Origin of the sequence: Arcticibacter sp. MXS-1 (genome assembly GCF_041902385.1) — a bacterium.
Lineage (GTDB): Bacteria > Bacteroidota > Bacteroidia > Sphingobacteriales > Sphingobacteriaceae > Arcticibacter.
In genome coordinates this window covers 2586451-2601520 of the sequence record NZ_CP169244.1, presented here as the reverse complement: position 1 = coordinate 2601520, position 15070 = coordinate 2586451, and the positions used below count along the sequence as shown (strand labels likewise).

Here is a 15070-nt window from a genome sequence, read left to right as displayed (position 1 = left end):
TTATTATGAAGACTATAAAATTTTCCATTGCAGCACTGCTGCTGATATTCGCGGCGGGCTGTAAAGACTTCCTGGAGGAAGACAATAAATCGAATATCGTTGCCGACACCTATTACACAACCACCGAAGGATACGAGAAACTGATCAACTCGGCTTATTCAACTCTTCGGAACGTGTATGCCTACACCGGCACCAGCAGCGCCTACCTCTTTGAGGCCGGAACGGACATGTATGTAGAAGGACGCACAGGTGACCAGCCGAAAAGTCTCAGCGAATACAGGAACCTGAACCCTGATGACCCTTACGTGCTGGCCTTCTACACCAACCTCTACAGGTCTATTCAGGTCTGCAATACCGCGCTTTATTTTAACGAGCACACTGCAGCTTCCGCCAATCTTCCTCAGAGGAAGGGAGAAATGCAGTTCCTACGTGCGTACTATTACTTCCTTCTGGTGCAAACCTTCGGAGGCGTTCCTATTGTAACTGATTACCTGAAGGAACCGAAAGACCAGTTTGGCCGAAACACGGAAGCAGAGGTTTACGACTTCATCATTAGCGAGATGAAGGCGGCGCTCGATCTCGTCCCCGAGACGGCCCAGCAATACGGAAGGGTTAACAAACGTGCCGTCCGGCACTATCTGGCCAAGGTGTATCTGACAAAAGGCTACCTGACAAAGGATTATCTGATGGGAGACTATTCAGAGCCAATCGGCAAGCCTGAAGACTTTGTAACTGCCGCTCAGTACGCAGACCAGGCTATCAACGGGCAAAAGCTCACCACCTCCTTCGAGGATCTCTTCTATCCGGGCAATGAAAAAGATCCGGAGATTGTTTTCTCCATCCAGTATGATCCGGGATCGTTACCTACACAGACAACGGGGGGAAACGGGCAGGGGAACTTTTTCGGCCCTTATCAGGGGGGACAGGGCGGTACTCAGGGTTATCCATGGAGAAACTACGCTCTCTGTCCCACGATGTATGTATTTGACGCGTTTACCGCAAATGACGCCCGCTTTGACGCAACCTTCATGATCAACTATTATCAGCGCTATTATGATTACTATGACAGGAAAGCAGAAAGGGCCAATCTGAACATCAAATATTATTACAAGCCCAAATGGGACACCCGTACAGCGGAGCAATGGAAAGCAGAGGATCCGGCGCACCGGAATAATGCTACCGTAATTCCGTATTCGCCGGACTGGGAAGCGTCACAAAGAACAGTAGCAGACAATGCCACCCCGACGGTAAAGAAGTTTGACGATCCAAAGTCGCTATTCTCTGTCGGGAACGGATCAAGTACCCGTGACCTGTTTCTTGCAAGACTTGGAGAAACGTATCTCATCGCTGCAGAAGCCTATTTGCGCGCCAACAATACCGCCCTTGCCGCCGAACGGATCAACGAGGTCCGGAAAAGAGCGGCGAAGCCAGGAAAAGCAGCGGAAATGATGATATCGGCTGCTGATGTGAATACAAACTTTATACTCGACGAGCGGGCGAGAGAGCTGGTTGGTGAGTTTCACAGATGGTTCGACCTGAAACGTACGGGCACCCTGGTCGACAGAACCAAAACCTTGAACAGAGAGATCAAAGTTAACTGGTTCGACAAGAACATCAACCCTTTCCTGGGACCTGACGGGAAGCTAAAAATACTCCGGCCGATCCCCACAACGGCCATTGACCTGAATAAAGGCGCTATGACGCAGAATCCAGGTTATTAAAAAGATTTCTGGTTCTTCCTTGTATAATAATAAAGAGGGGCAAATGCTGTCGACGCGACAACATTTGCCCCTCTTTACCCTTGAACTTTTTAATTTCCAATTGCAGAAATTCTAACAGGATCCGCATGTTCGTCGTCTACACTCCGAACTTCTGGATACGGTACTGGAAAGACAGCATAAAATATCGTGACAAGCGGTTACTCCGGCTATCCACGATCACGTTATCGAACACATCCCTCGATATGCCTGTATTTTGAGAAAAGATGTCGAACCCTTCCAGCCTGACATTTGCTCTGTTCCGTTTCAGGAAACGATACTCGAGAAAGAGGTTTAGCAACATAGGGTTAGAAGTGCCTGCGCTATATCCCCTATTAAAATCTTTGGAAAAATCATAGCCAAGCGTGAGGTCTTTAAAGAAATAGTTCCTCCCTTCAAGTCCGAGCGAGTACCTTGTCGTATTTCGGTCGGAATAAGAAGTGGATGAGTAACGGGTGCGGTTTGCAGAATAAGATGTATTCAAAGATGCGTTCATCACGTCAGGAATATCGAACCTGAATCGTAGTCCCTGGTTCAAGACCATGTTTTTGGCCGTAGTGCGGTCGCCGTTGGTGAGTGTGACATTGTTGCTAAAGTTGGAACCTCCGAGATAAGTGATTGTAAAAGCACGTCCGAAAAAAGGTTTGGTAAGGGAGTATCGCACCTGTCCGTTATAGAACCCGCTGGTATTGGCGTATGACGTGATTTGCTTCAGACTGTCGGGAATGATCACCTTTGTTGTCACAATCTTATCGTCCGTACGGCTAAAGTCAATACCCGAATTGAAGATATAGCCAGTTCCCCAGTCTGCCTGATTATAGTCAACATTTAGATTATGAGTAAATTCCGGCTTCAATCCGGGATTTCCGCGCACAATATTCCTGAGATCTGCATTATCCGTTACGGGCTGAAGCTGGGTAAAACCAGGCTGGTTACTTCTTCCGTTGTATCGTGCTGTAAGCGATTGCTTTTTCGAAAACTTATAAACCAGCCTTGCTGATGGGATCCAATTGACGCTGTTCTTCTCCGTGCGCTGACTGCGTGAGATATCTTCGCCCTTTAGTGTTGCTGGCATGACAGCAATTCCCGCAAAGTAGTTTAATTTCTTGCCAGCATAACGGTAATGCAGTCCCGCCCGGTTCGTAATAAACTGATATTCGTAATGATTGCTCAGGGCAGGGTTAAAAGACTCTGCCCCCGACGAAGGATCTATGTCCATCACATTCCTTTCAGTACTGGTCGAAGTACGGCTCCATTGATAATTCAGTTCGAGGAAAGAAGCTGCGCCGAGAGGTTCCATATACGAAAAACGAAGGCGTGAATTTCTGTTTACGTTATCATTGGTACGGTTCTGATACTGCTGTTCAGCGCTTACATACCCGAGTGAGTCAGTATTGTTGTAGTCGTTCCGCTGGTCGTTCCTATTGTCACCATTGCTTAGATTGAGGACCGCGTTCACACTCAGATTGCGTCCCTTCTTTTCAAACTTATGATTGAAGAAGATTTCAGCGCCCCCTTCAACCGAAGATGTACCAGTCGCCGAACTCCTTGTTCTTTCAGAAGCGGCCCGGAGCAGCTGGGTATAGGTAACTCCGGTTGTACTGGCATCGGAAGAGCTATAAGACAGGCCCGGCTTTACCTTCAGGTAGTTTGCCTCATCTATCTTGTACTCAACATTCCATGACAGGTTATGATCATAATCCCGGCGCTCGTTGCCCGTATCCTCATTGTCAAACCTGGTGTAGGTTTCAAAAACGCTCTGGCTGGCCGTCTGTTCATTATAGTTATTATTATTCCGGTTAAAACGATAGCTTCCGTAATTCTCTACTTTAGAGCCCCACTGATCCTGATAGTTCAGTCCGATGGACGTCGTTTCCGTACTTCCCCTCGACCGGTTTGACACATTATTGTTGGTGGCGTCAATTGTCATACGCTGATCGTCTCGAAAGCGGCTTGCCCGCATACGCCCGTTATACCGGTCGGTAGAGCCGAGCCCTGCCTGTGCGCCTGCATAATAGCCGTTCTTCTTGTCGTCAAGCGTATTAATATTCAAGATCTTTTGGGGATCGCCGCTTTTTACGCCAGTTAAAGCGGCCTCTTCTCCGTAGTCATCAATCAGCTGCACATTCTTCACAATATCTGCAGGAAGATTTTGCAAAGCAGCAGTTGCATCGTTACCGAAAAAGTCCTTTCCGTTCAGTCGGATCTTCGTAACTGCCTGGCCCTGCGCCTTCACACTTCCATCTTTGCTCACCTCCATGCCTGGCATTCGCTTTAAAAGTTCACCCGCGTCATCGCCTTCCCGAACCGGATAAGCGCGGGCATCGTACTGGGTGGTATCCTCTTTGACAACGACAGGCGTCACGGCGGTGACCACCACCTCGTTCAGCTGATTATAAGCATCTTTGAGATGGATTGGTGCGAGTGTCACTGCAATATTACGCGGACTTACAACATAGTCCTTACTGAAGGGCCTGAAACCTATTGAACTCACCAGGATCGTAAATTGGCTTGCCTTCACAGAAGCAAACCTGAACGTCCCCTGCGGATCCGAAGCAGTAGAAAGAGTATCGTGAGCTGATATAAGTTTTACAGAAGCGCCCGGAAGAACAGCTCCGGTGGTATCAGTTATTTCACCACGCACTGTTCTTCTTATCTGCGCTAAAGTAACAAGAGAGCTGAGGATAAGAACAGATGTGAGGATATATAGCTTATTCATCAGGGTCTTTATTGGTTATGAGCTGTGGGTATGAGTTGTGGGTTGTGGGTTATGCGTTGTAAGTTGTGAGTTGTAAGTTGTAAGTTGTAAGTTTTGAGTTTTGAGTTGTGGGAGGAAAAGCGGGGGCTATGATTAAGAGTGGTGCGTTATGTTGTTACGTATGGGGGTTTAATAGTGCGTTGTTATTACCCGCTCACGTCCTGGCTGGATAACCATAATTTGTGTCCTTTTGTTTATTATTTATGCGTGAGTTGAAAACGAGGCTTGTTAGTTAGTTAACTGTTCTTTACCGGGTTATTCTCAATTGTCAATAGCTGTTGCTAACAGCCTTAAGCTGAGTGCTGATGGTCTTAAGCTAGTTTCTGATAGCTGATTGCCGATCACTAATTACCTTAAGCTAATTGCCGAAAGCTATCTGCTGATGGCTGTTAGCTGGTTGCTTACAGCTGATTGCTAAAAACAACCGGCGCCTTTGGCGCCGGGTTGTTTTGGAAACATGAAATTCTTTGGTACTTATTTTACGTTTGGTTTCACTGTATCAACAGAAACCAGACTGTTCAGATAGTTTTCAATGTTGGTGTAGCCATTGCGGGCATATTTTGCTGAATCTGATCCGTCTTTGGGATTCAATCCATTCTTTGTTTCCCATTCATCAGGAATACCGTCGTTGTCTGAGTCCTTGTAAGCGGCACCCTTATACTGAGGATAGCCGCCCACCTGATTAATGTCGGTGATGATACCCCCTTGTAGGAGTCGATCGGTAAACGACGATGCTTAAACTGGGTGCCTGGAAGCTTCACGTTCTTCAGATAGTTGATCTTGCCGGTACGTACCTGTTCAATCACACGCGTGTCTACGGGGTCTCTCTTTGGAAGGGTTGCTCCTACATTGGCCAGTACATAATCATAGGCCTTTTCTGTAGGAATAATAGTGATGGGAGCCATCGGATGTGGCTTTGAAGAGCGCATCGCTGCAAAGTATGGCTTCGCTTCCTCGAAGGTCATCGCATCGCCTTTCTTGTTTTCCAGCTGAATTCCGCCATCCCAGTTATCCTTGGTTACCTTTTCATTGCCGGCAATGATATTCCCTTCCACATACGCTCTTCCGAACACCACATAAGGAAGCTTGCTTCTGCCTGACTCGGGTTTGAGGATCCGGTAACTGATCGGCTCATTCAACGGAGTAAGCGGTCCCGGCTTGTAATAGTTATTGATGATGTTGAACAGTGCTGTATAGTCGCCGCCGTCGGTTGAGCGGTGCACCCAGTTGAACACCACGTTGTTGGCAAAGTTGAACACTCCGTTCCAGCCGATGGATGGGTTACGGGCAGCATTGTCAGCCCACAGGTTACGCATGAACGTACAGTTCTCACCGCCCAGGGTGCTTCCGAAGGCATGGTTCCAGGTATCCAGTGCTTCTGAGAAAATCGAGTTCTGGATGGTGATGTTAGCGGTTCCAAGCTTCACCTCTGCCTTGCCCGTGCTGTCGTTATACATGTGACGGTACATCGACATGTTTTCATCCAGTCCCCAGCTTGCCGATACGTGGTCGATCATGATATTTCCTATCGGGTTGCCACCGATGGCATCGTCTCTGCGGCCTACATAGGTCTCGCCCCTGCGGAAACGCATAAAGCGGATAATCACGTCGTGGGTATTGATCCATACTGACTCGCCCGCCACACAGACTCCGTCGCCAGGAGCCGACTGACCTGCAATGGTGATATAGGGTGCACGGATGATCAGCGGACTCTTCAGCCGGATGATCCCCGATACGTTGAAGACAACGGTACGGGCGCCGCCCTGCTCACAAGCCCAGCGCAAACTTCCGGGACCACTGTCGGCCAGGCTGGTCACAACCAGCACTTTCCCTCCGCGGCCGCCGAAGGAGAACGCACCACCTCCTTCAGCACCAGGGAAGGCTGCAAGCGATGCCTGTGGCAAATCCGTCGGACGCCCTGCCCATGGAATATAAGGTTTGCCTTCTTTGGTTTCTTTTTCGATAATAATGCGTGCTTTCTGCCAGGCGCTGTCTGAGCGCTTGTAGCACTCCTGCATGTACTTGTCTGACGCTGCCTTTACATCAGCCGGAATATCCGGATACTGAGCATGGGCTGTAAAGCCAAACAGAATAGTAAAAATTGAAAGTAAAGTGGTAACACCTGTTACCCGTGTGTTGATCCTTTTCATTTATGGGTATATCGAAATGGGTTTATATTCCATAAAGAAAGAGCATCTCTTTCAAAAGCGGAATACATACCTGACACAGCCGGATATTCACTTCCTCAAACAGGAAAAAAGCACGATGAAGCTGACTACTGATCGAGCCAGTCTTTAAAGAGCGGTGTACGCTGACTGCTCACTACCACTTCCTCATCCAAAGGCGGGTGCAGCACCAGCTTCAGACGGCCCTTGAAATAAGGATGTATTTCGCGCGCGGCATCAATGTGAATGATAAGACTTCTGTTGACGTGAAAAAAGACAGCCGGATCGAGAAGCTGTATCAGATCATCAAGCGAATAATCTACAGGAAAGCTCTGTCCGTCTTTTGTGACCAGAAGCGTCAGCTTATTTCTGGAATAGAAATAAGCGATATCCCCGGCCTTTACTGCTTGTATCCGGTTGCCGATCCTGACCATGAAGCGCGACTTGTAATTTGATTCCTGCCGCCCAATCATGCTCATTAAATTATTCAAAAGGTCGCCTTCAACAACAGGGCTCCGCTGCTGCTGTACGTCCTTCATTTTTTCCAGGCTCTTTTCCAGCTTCTGCGCCTGGACAGGCTTTAACAGATAGTCAATGCTGTTTAGCTCAAAAGCTTTAAGAGCATACTGGTCGTAAGCCGTACAAAAAATGACGGGAGACTTAACCTTCACCTGCTTAAAAATATCAAAGCACAGGCCGTCGGCCAGATGGATATCCAACAAAATAAGATCAGGATGCTTGTTGACGCGCAGCCACTCAACCGAGCTTTCCACGGAATTTAAAACATCGAGTATCGTGATAGAGCTATCACACTCAAGCAGCTGCTTCTGCAGCTTTTCAGCGGCAGGAGCCTCGTCTTCAATGATCAGAACTTGCATATCTCCCATTAACCGGTTACGTCTAACAGGGGCAAACTAACGATAAAATATGAATCGTCCTTGCTAATCCTTATTTTTTTTGACGAGAGGAATCCGTATCGCTTTCCAATATTGTCAAGCCCCGTTTTGCCGGGTCTTGCGGCAGTATCTTCACGCGGGTTATAGGTATTCCGTACGGTGATCCACTGCCCGTCTTCTACAAAGATATCGATCATAAAGGGAGCCTTGCCAGAGATCTTATTATGCTTCAATGCATTCTCGACCAGCATTTGCAGCGAGAGGGGCGGAATAAAGAGGGAAAACGGAAGATCGTCGGGCACATCAATGTCCACCTTGAGCTGACTGCCGAACCGCTTCTTCAGCAGATAAACATATGATTCAATAAAGTCGAGCTCGGTGGCAAGCGGAACCAGCTCCTCATTTTTGTACTGCAGCACGTACCGGTAAACGTCGGCGAACTTATCCAGAAAATGCTGGGCAGTATGGGGATCACTGTCGATCAGTGAAGACAATACATTCAGATTGTTAAAGAGGAAATGCGGATCGAGCTGCATTCGCAGTGAGTCGAGCTGCGTGCGAAGATTCTCCTCCCGCAAATAATTGGACTGCATCTCTGCTTTCTTCCATTGACTGACGAAGTACACGCTAAAATTGACAGCCAATACCGGAATAATAAACAGCAGTCCATAAATATTTAGCACAAAGAACTGTGACCAGGTAGGCGAAGTGATACTAGTCTGCAGCCTGAAAAGATAATACGTGGCATTGATGCAAGCCAGGGAGTAGAACACGCTCAGGAAGAGCTGTGCAAAGAAACGCTTAGAGATATGCTTCAGCCATGGCAGGCGTTTATCAAGGTAGCTGAAGATCCGCTTGTTGCCGAACCACAAGAGTACGACTACGGTAGCAATCCATAGAAGGGCGATGAGATAAAACAGCTCTGGTTTCATTTTCTAAATCTCAGCTCCTTTACTTCATTCCAGGGGATGTATTGGTACCTGGAGTTAACAAGCCAGATAATTATTCCCCAGTTTCGCCCCGATACATCATTGGAGCCGGCAAGCACCAGCTCTTTTCCGCTTCTTAGCCTTACCTTCGAGGAGTTTTCGGCTGCAGGAGCAATAGCTGCTATGTTAAATACGGGAACCTGATAAAGGATGCCATTAAAGCGACCCTCTATCGGCTCAAAGTTCCATTCCTCATCAAGGTCAAAGGAACAATTTCCCCGGAACACCCGCCCGCCCGAACTGGTCACATCGGCATAGATCTTTTTAGGGGCAGCAAAATATCCGTAACTCACTTCATCCGCCGGCGGGTCGTAAAACACCACTGACTTAAAAGCTTTCCAGTCGACTACCGCCCTGCCCCACTCAGCATTGGTCACCACTATTCCCCGGCTCGCAGAACTAACGTCCCTTGTGCTTTGAAGAAAGACGGTTCGCGATGAATTAAACGTCACAGTCGCTCCATTTTCTTTTTTTGCGATACGTTTAATATCCCAAAATTTAACACCCGCCATCACTTCTCCGTTTTTGCCATACAGTGTTCGTGAAGAAAGAGCCTTGGTCATATCCCAACGGATATAGCCGGTAAGAGGACCGTTCATGGTATACACTGTACCGTACAGGGGTTTTCGCTTCCAGGTGACATTATTGTAATTTGCACTCTTGAACACCACCCTGCTGATGTCGCTCAGGCGCAACCGGGTAGTAACACTTCCGTGTACGGTTATACCGGGAGCAGATTCGCCTTCAGGAGACGTCAGGCTGACCCTGACTTTTGACCCGCTCCTATAGTAAACCTGAGCGTCATTTTCGCCGGTGATATGCACGGAAGCAATATTGCCGAACTGGCAGAGCGCCTCAGGCTGACGTTCCGGCAGCTTGTCTTTCCAGAGGTTTAAAAACTGCCAGTCAAGCCCGTCGCCGCCCCCCTGGTTTCTTAATCCCTCCAGCTGCCGGTCACTTAGGTATCGCAACATCGAGACATTGGTCTTTGTGGCCTGCAACAAGTCCGTCCACAGAAGCTGCCCGTCAGTCCACTCAATAATACCGGTGACGGTCTCCCTGTTCTTAAGGATCACATCTCCATACATAAAGTTATTACTCTGTGCAAAAGCAGTTCCGCACAAGGCAATAGCAAAGGACCAGACAAGAAGAAAATAGGCACAACCCTTCATAAGTTAACCTGACGCTCGATCACAATTGCGCTCAAGTTATTGCTTTCCAACGCTACTGTCAAATAATTCCGGGTAAAGTGGGAGATTCAAGGGCTGAAGCGGGACATAGCCCCGCTCAGCGCAACCAGAACTTGTAGCTAAAGTTGCGAACACACCTTTAAAAACACCCCTCCTAACGGGCTGCGGGGACAGGAGCGTTAGCGGCGATCAGCTTTTCCTTCTTAAGCTCCTCCCAGAAAGCGGCTGGAATCTTAGTGCTGCTGAGTGACCGGGCATTCTCCTTCGCCTGCTGAACCGTATGGAAGCCGGGGATGACTGCCGACACTACCTCAGGAGCTGCACAAAATTGCAGGGCAGCAGTGCGGACGTCAACCTGGTGACGCGAAGCAACAGCTTTAATGGACGCCAGCTTCTCTTTAACACCCTCAGGAAAAGTACCGCTGTAATCATACCGGTCTTTACCCGACAAAAAGCCCGCATTAAGTGGCGCCCCCACAACAATGGATATATCTCTTTCTGCACACCTTGGGAAGACCTTATTCAGATCGTCTTCATGCTTGATGAGAGAATACTGAGTGGCAGAGAGGAAGATATCAGGATCGGCCACTTCTATGGTTTTGAGAATAGGTTCAATGGTATTGACGCCAAGCCCCCAGGCTTTAATCAGGCCTTCCTCCCGCATCTTTGTCAGCTCAGGCATAGCGCCTTTTTGTGCAATTTCAAAGTACTTCAACCAACCCTGCTTCATGTCGCCGTTATCTGGCGAAAGGTCATGAATAAACACAATGTCTAACGAAGAAACGCCGAGACGCTGGAGGCTGTCTTCCACACTGCGTCTCACCCCGGAGGCCGTATAGTCATACTTATAGCCAAAGTTCATCTTCCCTTTCCAGAGAGCCTGCGTGACTTGAAAATCCTCATGAGGCTCCAGCAGACGCCCGACCTTGGTAGAAAGAGTGAATTCTGACCGGGGTTTATCTTTCAGAAACACGCCCATGCGACGTTCGCTGATACCGAGGCCGTACCAGGGCGAAGTATCAAAATAGCGGATGCCTGCATCCCACGCGGCCTCCATTGCCTGATAACATTCAATTTCGGGATTTACCTGAAAGCCGTTTCCAAGGGCCACGCCTCCCATTCCCGCCTTCGTGAGAGGGCGGTATCTTTTGTGCTGTTTCTGATTTGCTGTTTTTTCCATTGCCAGATTATTAGAGAGGGCCGCGGCATACCCAGGAACGAAAGCCCCTGCGGCAATAGCCGCAGCCGAAACCGCTGTATGTGTCAGAAATCGTCTTCTGTCCATCGCTCTTTTTTGAAGTTAACAAGATTAGGAGCGGTCGGTTTGCCTTAATACAACCGGTCCAGTTGCTTGTCCAGCTCCAGCGCTGCGCTGATCAAAGCCAGGTGCGTAAAAGCCTGAGGAAAATTACCGATATGCTCTCCTTGTTTACCTAGTTCTTCGCTGAACAATTCGAGATGGTTCGCATAGGCAAGCATCTTTTCAAAATTCTCTACAGCCCTTTCTACCTGTCCCGCTTTGGCAAGAGCCTCCACGAACCAGAACGAGCACATATTGAAGGTTCCCTCCTCGTCGTCCAGCCCGTCTATATTTTCATGCGAGTTCTGATATCGATAGATCAGCACGTCAAGCCGGAGCTTCTTGTCAATCACTTCCATAGTGGAGACCCATCGTGGCTCTACTGGTGAGACAAAATGGACCAGGGGCATGAGCAGCACACTTGCATCGACCACCCCGGCACCTTTATACTGCACCCAGGCGCCAAGCTCCTCGTTCCAGAAATTATGAAAGATGTCGTTATAGATCTCATCCCTTACGCCTGTCCACTGCATCACCGGGTAAGGGAATGACCGCTGGTCGGCTATTTTGATTGCCCTGTCCATGGCCACCCAGCACATCAGTCGGGTATGCAGAAAAGGCTTTTTCTCGTTACGAATCTCCCAGATACCATGATCGGGCAAATGCCAGGAATCAATCACCGACTGCACAAACTGACACACCACGGTCCAGAAGTCATAGGTGATGGGCTTATATGATTTATTGTAGATGTAGATAGTGTCGATCAGTTCGCCGTAGATGTCGATCTGCAGCTGATCCCTGGCTGCATTTCCGATCCTAACGGGCTTTGATCCCCGGTAACCTTCCAGGTGTTCTAGTTCAGTTTCTTTAAGATCCGTATTGCCGTCGATACCGTATATCAGCTGCAGTTTGTTTTCTTTACTCACGCGCTGTATCCATTTCAGGAAGTCGGTAGCCTCCTCAAAGAGGCCAAGCCGCAGAAAAGCATACATGGTGAAAGCGGCATCGCGTACCCAGGTAAAGCGGTAATCCCAGTTGCGGTTTCCCCCGAGTGCTTCGGGAAGCCCGAAAGTAGCCGCTGCAATGACTGACCCGTGCCGTTGGGAAGTAAGCAGCTTCAGCGTGATTGCCGATCGTTGCACCTGCTCGTTCCATCTCCCTCTATAGGTGCATTTGGATATCCACTTGCGCCAGTTGAGGATAGTCTGATCATAGACTCCCCTGGCAAAATGCGCGACATCTTCAAATACCCTTTCCCGGCCCGGCGCCACCGATTCCAGAACAATAGTAGCCACTTCCGACTCTTTTACAGAGAACTCTGCATAGGCATCATCACCTTGCACCTGCAGCTGAAAATCAGCGGATAAACGAACTTCGGCATTACCACCATCTGTCACAGAAAAGATAATGTGATTCTCCGCCAGTTCAGCCCGGTGTTCGCAGCGCGCGTAGTCAAAACGAGGGGCGCAGTGCATTTTAAAGCTGATATTACCCCGCACCGCTTTCACCTTCCGTACGATAGTACTGACCGCCTGCTTGCCGGTATCCCAGGGCATGAAGTCGGTAATCTCCACAATTCCAGCCTCAGAGAAGAAGCGGGTAAGCAAAACAGCAGTGCCAGGAAGATACAGCTGCTTCGTTTTGAACTCCCCCATCTGCGGCTCAATTGAAAAATAGCCCCCTTTTTGGGCATCGAGCAGAGACGCAAACAAAGTTGGCGAGTGAAACTGCGGGAAAGACATGAAGTCGATCGATCCTTTCAGGGATACCAGAGCTACCGTCTTCAAATCACCGATAATACCATAATTCTCAATTGGCTGGTATGGTCTGAACTCGTGCTTCATTTACTAGCAACAACGAAAACCTGGTTCTTGTTCCCCTGCCGGCCAAGTCAGGGCGGCCTTCTGCTTTTAGCTGCCCCCATCTGGCGAGTCCTTGTTGATGTAGCGTCGATTCGACAGTTCTGCCAGCTCCGCCTCTGAACAAAAGCAAGGTAAAAACCTGAGAATGAGGAACGCTGGCACCAATGGGCGAGAACTACCACAACATGCTCCGGTGCCTCACGAAAAATGCCAACCATGCAGTTGAAAGAATTAGAAGAACACGGAGTGTCTTTATCTTCATTTTAATTTTACTTACGCCACTATTATTTCATAATAATATCCCCTACATTAGATCATCAAATTGGAACTATTTAAGAACAGCCGCTGCTGCTAAACCTAAACTTAAAACCTAAGCTAAAGTTACAGGACGGGGAGATGACAGGCAGCAGGTTCAACCTCAAAACAACGCTTAAACACTGTCAAAAACAACATCATGAAAACGGATTATGACCTTATTATTGTAATACCTGTCGGTCCTAACTGCAAGGTAGAATTTATTGAAGACACCATTAACAGTATAAAGTATTACTGCCACTGTACCTACAAAATATTGATCTCTGACGATTCACAAAAAAGGACAGGGGACACAATAAAGGAGATCTTTCCAGAAATAGATCTCTTGAGACATAAGAAAACACACGGTTTGCACGGCGGACTTTACATTACTTTGTCGCTGGCCTTCAAGTATGTTCTCGACCATTATAGCTTTCAGCTTCTGTTGCGCATGGATACCGACGCCCTGATAACAGGCTTCAATCCTCAGGACGAAGCAATTAAGCTGTTTAAAAATAGCCCCAAGACAGGAATTGCAGGAGTTTACAGAAAATCGAAAAACCCGGTCGATAGCTTCGGAAACGTTATTGATAATGAATGGCTAAGGAATCAGATCGTGGCCCTTGCCTTTACACGAAGACTTTTGCGGCAACCTATCGCTAATTATACCCTGCGTAAAATTTTGATAGATGCCTTCAAGAACGGTTACGACATCGGCGAGAACGTTTTTGGTGGCGCCTATTTCGTCAGTGAGTTATTCTTGCGGAAGCTGGATGAGGCGGGTCTTCTGCCGGAGTCTAAACTGGCGGCAGTCGTCCTGGAAGAGGATCACATATTTGGCATCCTTGCTAAGAGCATTAAATTCGACCTGGGCGATCTTGAAAGTGGTTCGCTGCCATTCGGTTGTGCCTGGAGAGGACTTCCTGCGTCACCTGAGGTTTTGTGGGAGCAAGGTAAAAAAATCATTCATTCCACACGCTTCTGGCAGGACCTGAAAGAGCCAGAAATAAGACAGTTTTTCAGGGAGAAACGTATTAAAGAAGGCGCGCAAACAATGTCGGACAGGATAAATTCTGGCACAGTTGAATAAACATCTTGTTCTTAGTACTTCCTGGGCATAGTTTTTCCGGTATCATACCCCCTTTCAAATACAACGACTGCGAACATGTGCCCAAGGAAGGCTGAAAACTGCACAGCCGGATTGGCCTGATTGGATCGGTAGTTGACGTTCCGCGCTCCATCATTGCTGCTCTTTAACAAGTCTTCGGAGTTAATAATCCAACTTTTCATTATTCCTTTCTTGTAAAATCCAACTTCTGCTACAATTGAATGATCACTGGAAAGAATCTTTTGCCTGCCTGCTGCTGTCTTGATTTCAAATGCCTTGATCTCGCCCGCGCGACTTAAGCACCGCATATATTCATGAATTTTTCTTTGTTCTACAATCAGAGGTTTAAAGGACCAGCAAGGGTGAATTTTCTTAACGTAGACCTTTCCCTTGAGCGCCCATATCACAAACGCAGACCTTTCAACTTCACAAAATAATGAGTCTGTAACTTCCTTAGAAGCTCCAACCGGCTCCAATATCACCGGCTCATAACCCACCGCGTTTTGCTGATAAGTCACTATGGTATCGACCTGCTCTGATAAGAGATTCTTAACGAACGCGCTCATCTGCGTCCTAACCTTTTCGGCATCACCAGACTCCTGAGCGACAGAGGTACCATTCATAAAAAAGGCTAACACGGTCAGAACCCAAATACTAAAAATAAGTGTACTCATTGTGTTATGTAGTAAAGATTGGATTAATGAAAGAACTGGCCCGTCCTGCTTCTGGCAAAGTGCTAAACGAAAATCAG

At 48.0% G+C, this 15070-nt stretch carries 9 protein-coding genes and 1 pseudogene; 2 read left to right on the top strand and 8 right to left on the bottom strand.

Translation table 11 applies throughout. From position 1 onward, the window contains the following. Positions 1-5 precede the first annotated feature (5 nt). Complete coding sequence (locus ACES2C_RS11315; RefSeq protein WP_374163218.1) at positions 6-1721, top strand: RagB/SusD family nutrient uptake outer membrane protein; 1716 nt, start codon at positions 6-8, stop codon at positions 1719-1721. A gap of 136 nt (positions 1722-1857) precedes the next feature. Here ACES2C_RS11315 and ACES2C_RS11310 read toward each other — a convergent pair whose 3' ends face one another. The 7 genes and pseudogenes from ACES2C_RS11310 to ACES2C_RS11280 form a co-directional block, all read right to left on the bottom strand. After that, complete coding sequence (locus ACES2C_RS11310) at positions 1858-4476, bottom strand: outer membrane beta-barrel family protein (protein ID WP_374163217.1); 2619 nt, start codon at positions 4474-4476, stop codon at positions 1858-1860. 513 nt (positions 4477-4989) lie between these two features. Continuing rightward, positions 4990-6665: pseudogene (locus ACES2C_RS11305) on the bottom strand (polysaccharide lyase family 1 protein). 125 nt (positions 6666-6790) lie between these two features. Next, positions 6791-7558, bottom strand: a complete 768-nt coding sequence (locus tag ACES2C_RS11300) for a LytR/AlgR family response regulator transcription factor (protein WP_374163216.1) — start codon at positions 7556-7558, stop codon at positions 6791-6793. 8 nt (positions 7559-7566) lie between these two features. Then, a complete protein-coding gene (locus ACES2C_RS11295) occupies positions 7567-8508 on the bottom strand; it encodes a sensor histidine kinase (RefSeq protein WP_374163215.1) in 942 nt (313 codons plus the stop codon). Further along, a complete protein-coding gene (locus ACES2C_RS11290; protein WP_374163214.1) occupies positions 8505-9737 on the bottom strand; it encodes a hypothetical protein in 1233 nt (410 codons plus the stop codon). The genes ACES2C_RS11295 and ACES2C_RS11290 overlap by 4 nt, the downstream gene beginning before the upstream one ends. A 172-nt stretch (positions 9738-9909) precedes the next feature. Continuing rightward, positions 9910-11040, bottom strand: a complete 1131-nt coding sequence (locus ACES2C_RS11285; RefSeq protein ID WP_374163213.1) for an aldo/keto reductase — start codon at positions 11038-11040, stop codon at positions 9910-9912. Positions 11041-11084: 44 nt separating this feature from the next. Beyond that, the gene (locus ACES2C_RS11280) at positions 11085-12899 is read right to left on the bottom strand and encodes a glycoside hydrolase family 15 protein (protein WP_374163212.1); all 1815 of its coding nucleotides are present in this window, start codon (positions 12897-12899) and stop codon (positions 11085-11087) included. 472 nt (positions 12900-13371) lie between these two features. Here ACES2C_RS11280 and ACES2C_RS11275 point away from each other — a divergent pair, with 472 nt between their 5' ends. Further along, a complete protein-coding gene (locus tag ACES2C_RS11275) occupies positions 13372-14301 on the top strand; it encodes a hypothetical protein (protein WP_374163211.1) in 930 nt (309 codons plus the stop codon). Positions 14302-14312: 11 nt separating this feature from the next. Here the strand turns inward: ACES2C_RS11275 and ACES2C_RS11270 are convergent, their stop codons facing one another. Next, positions 14313-14993 (bottom strand): hypothetical protein, encoded by a 681-nt coding sequence (locus ACES2C_RS11270; protein ID WP_374163210.1) that lies wholly within the window; start codon positions 14991-14993, stop codon positions 14313-14315. Positions 14994-15070: the final 77 nt, after the last annotated feature.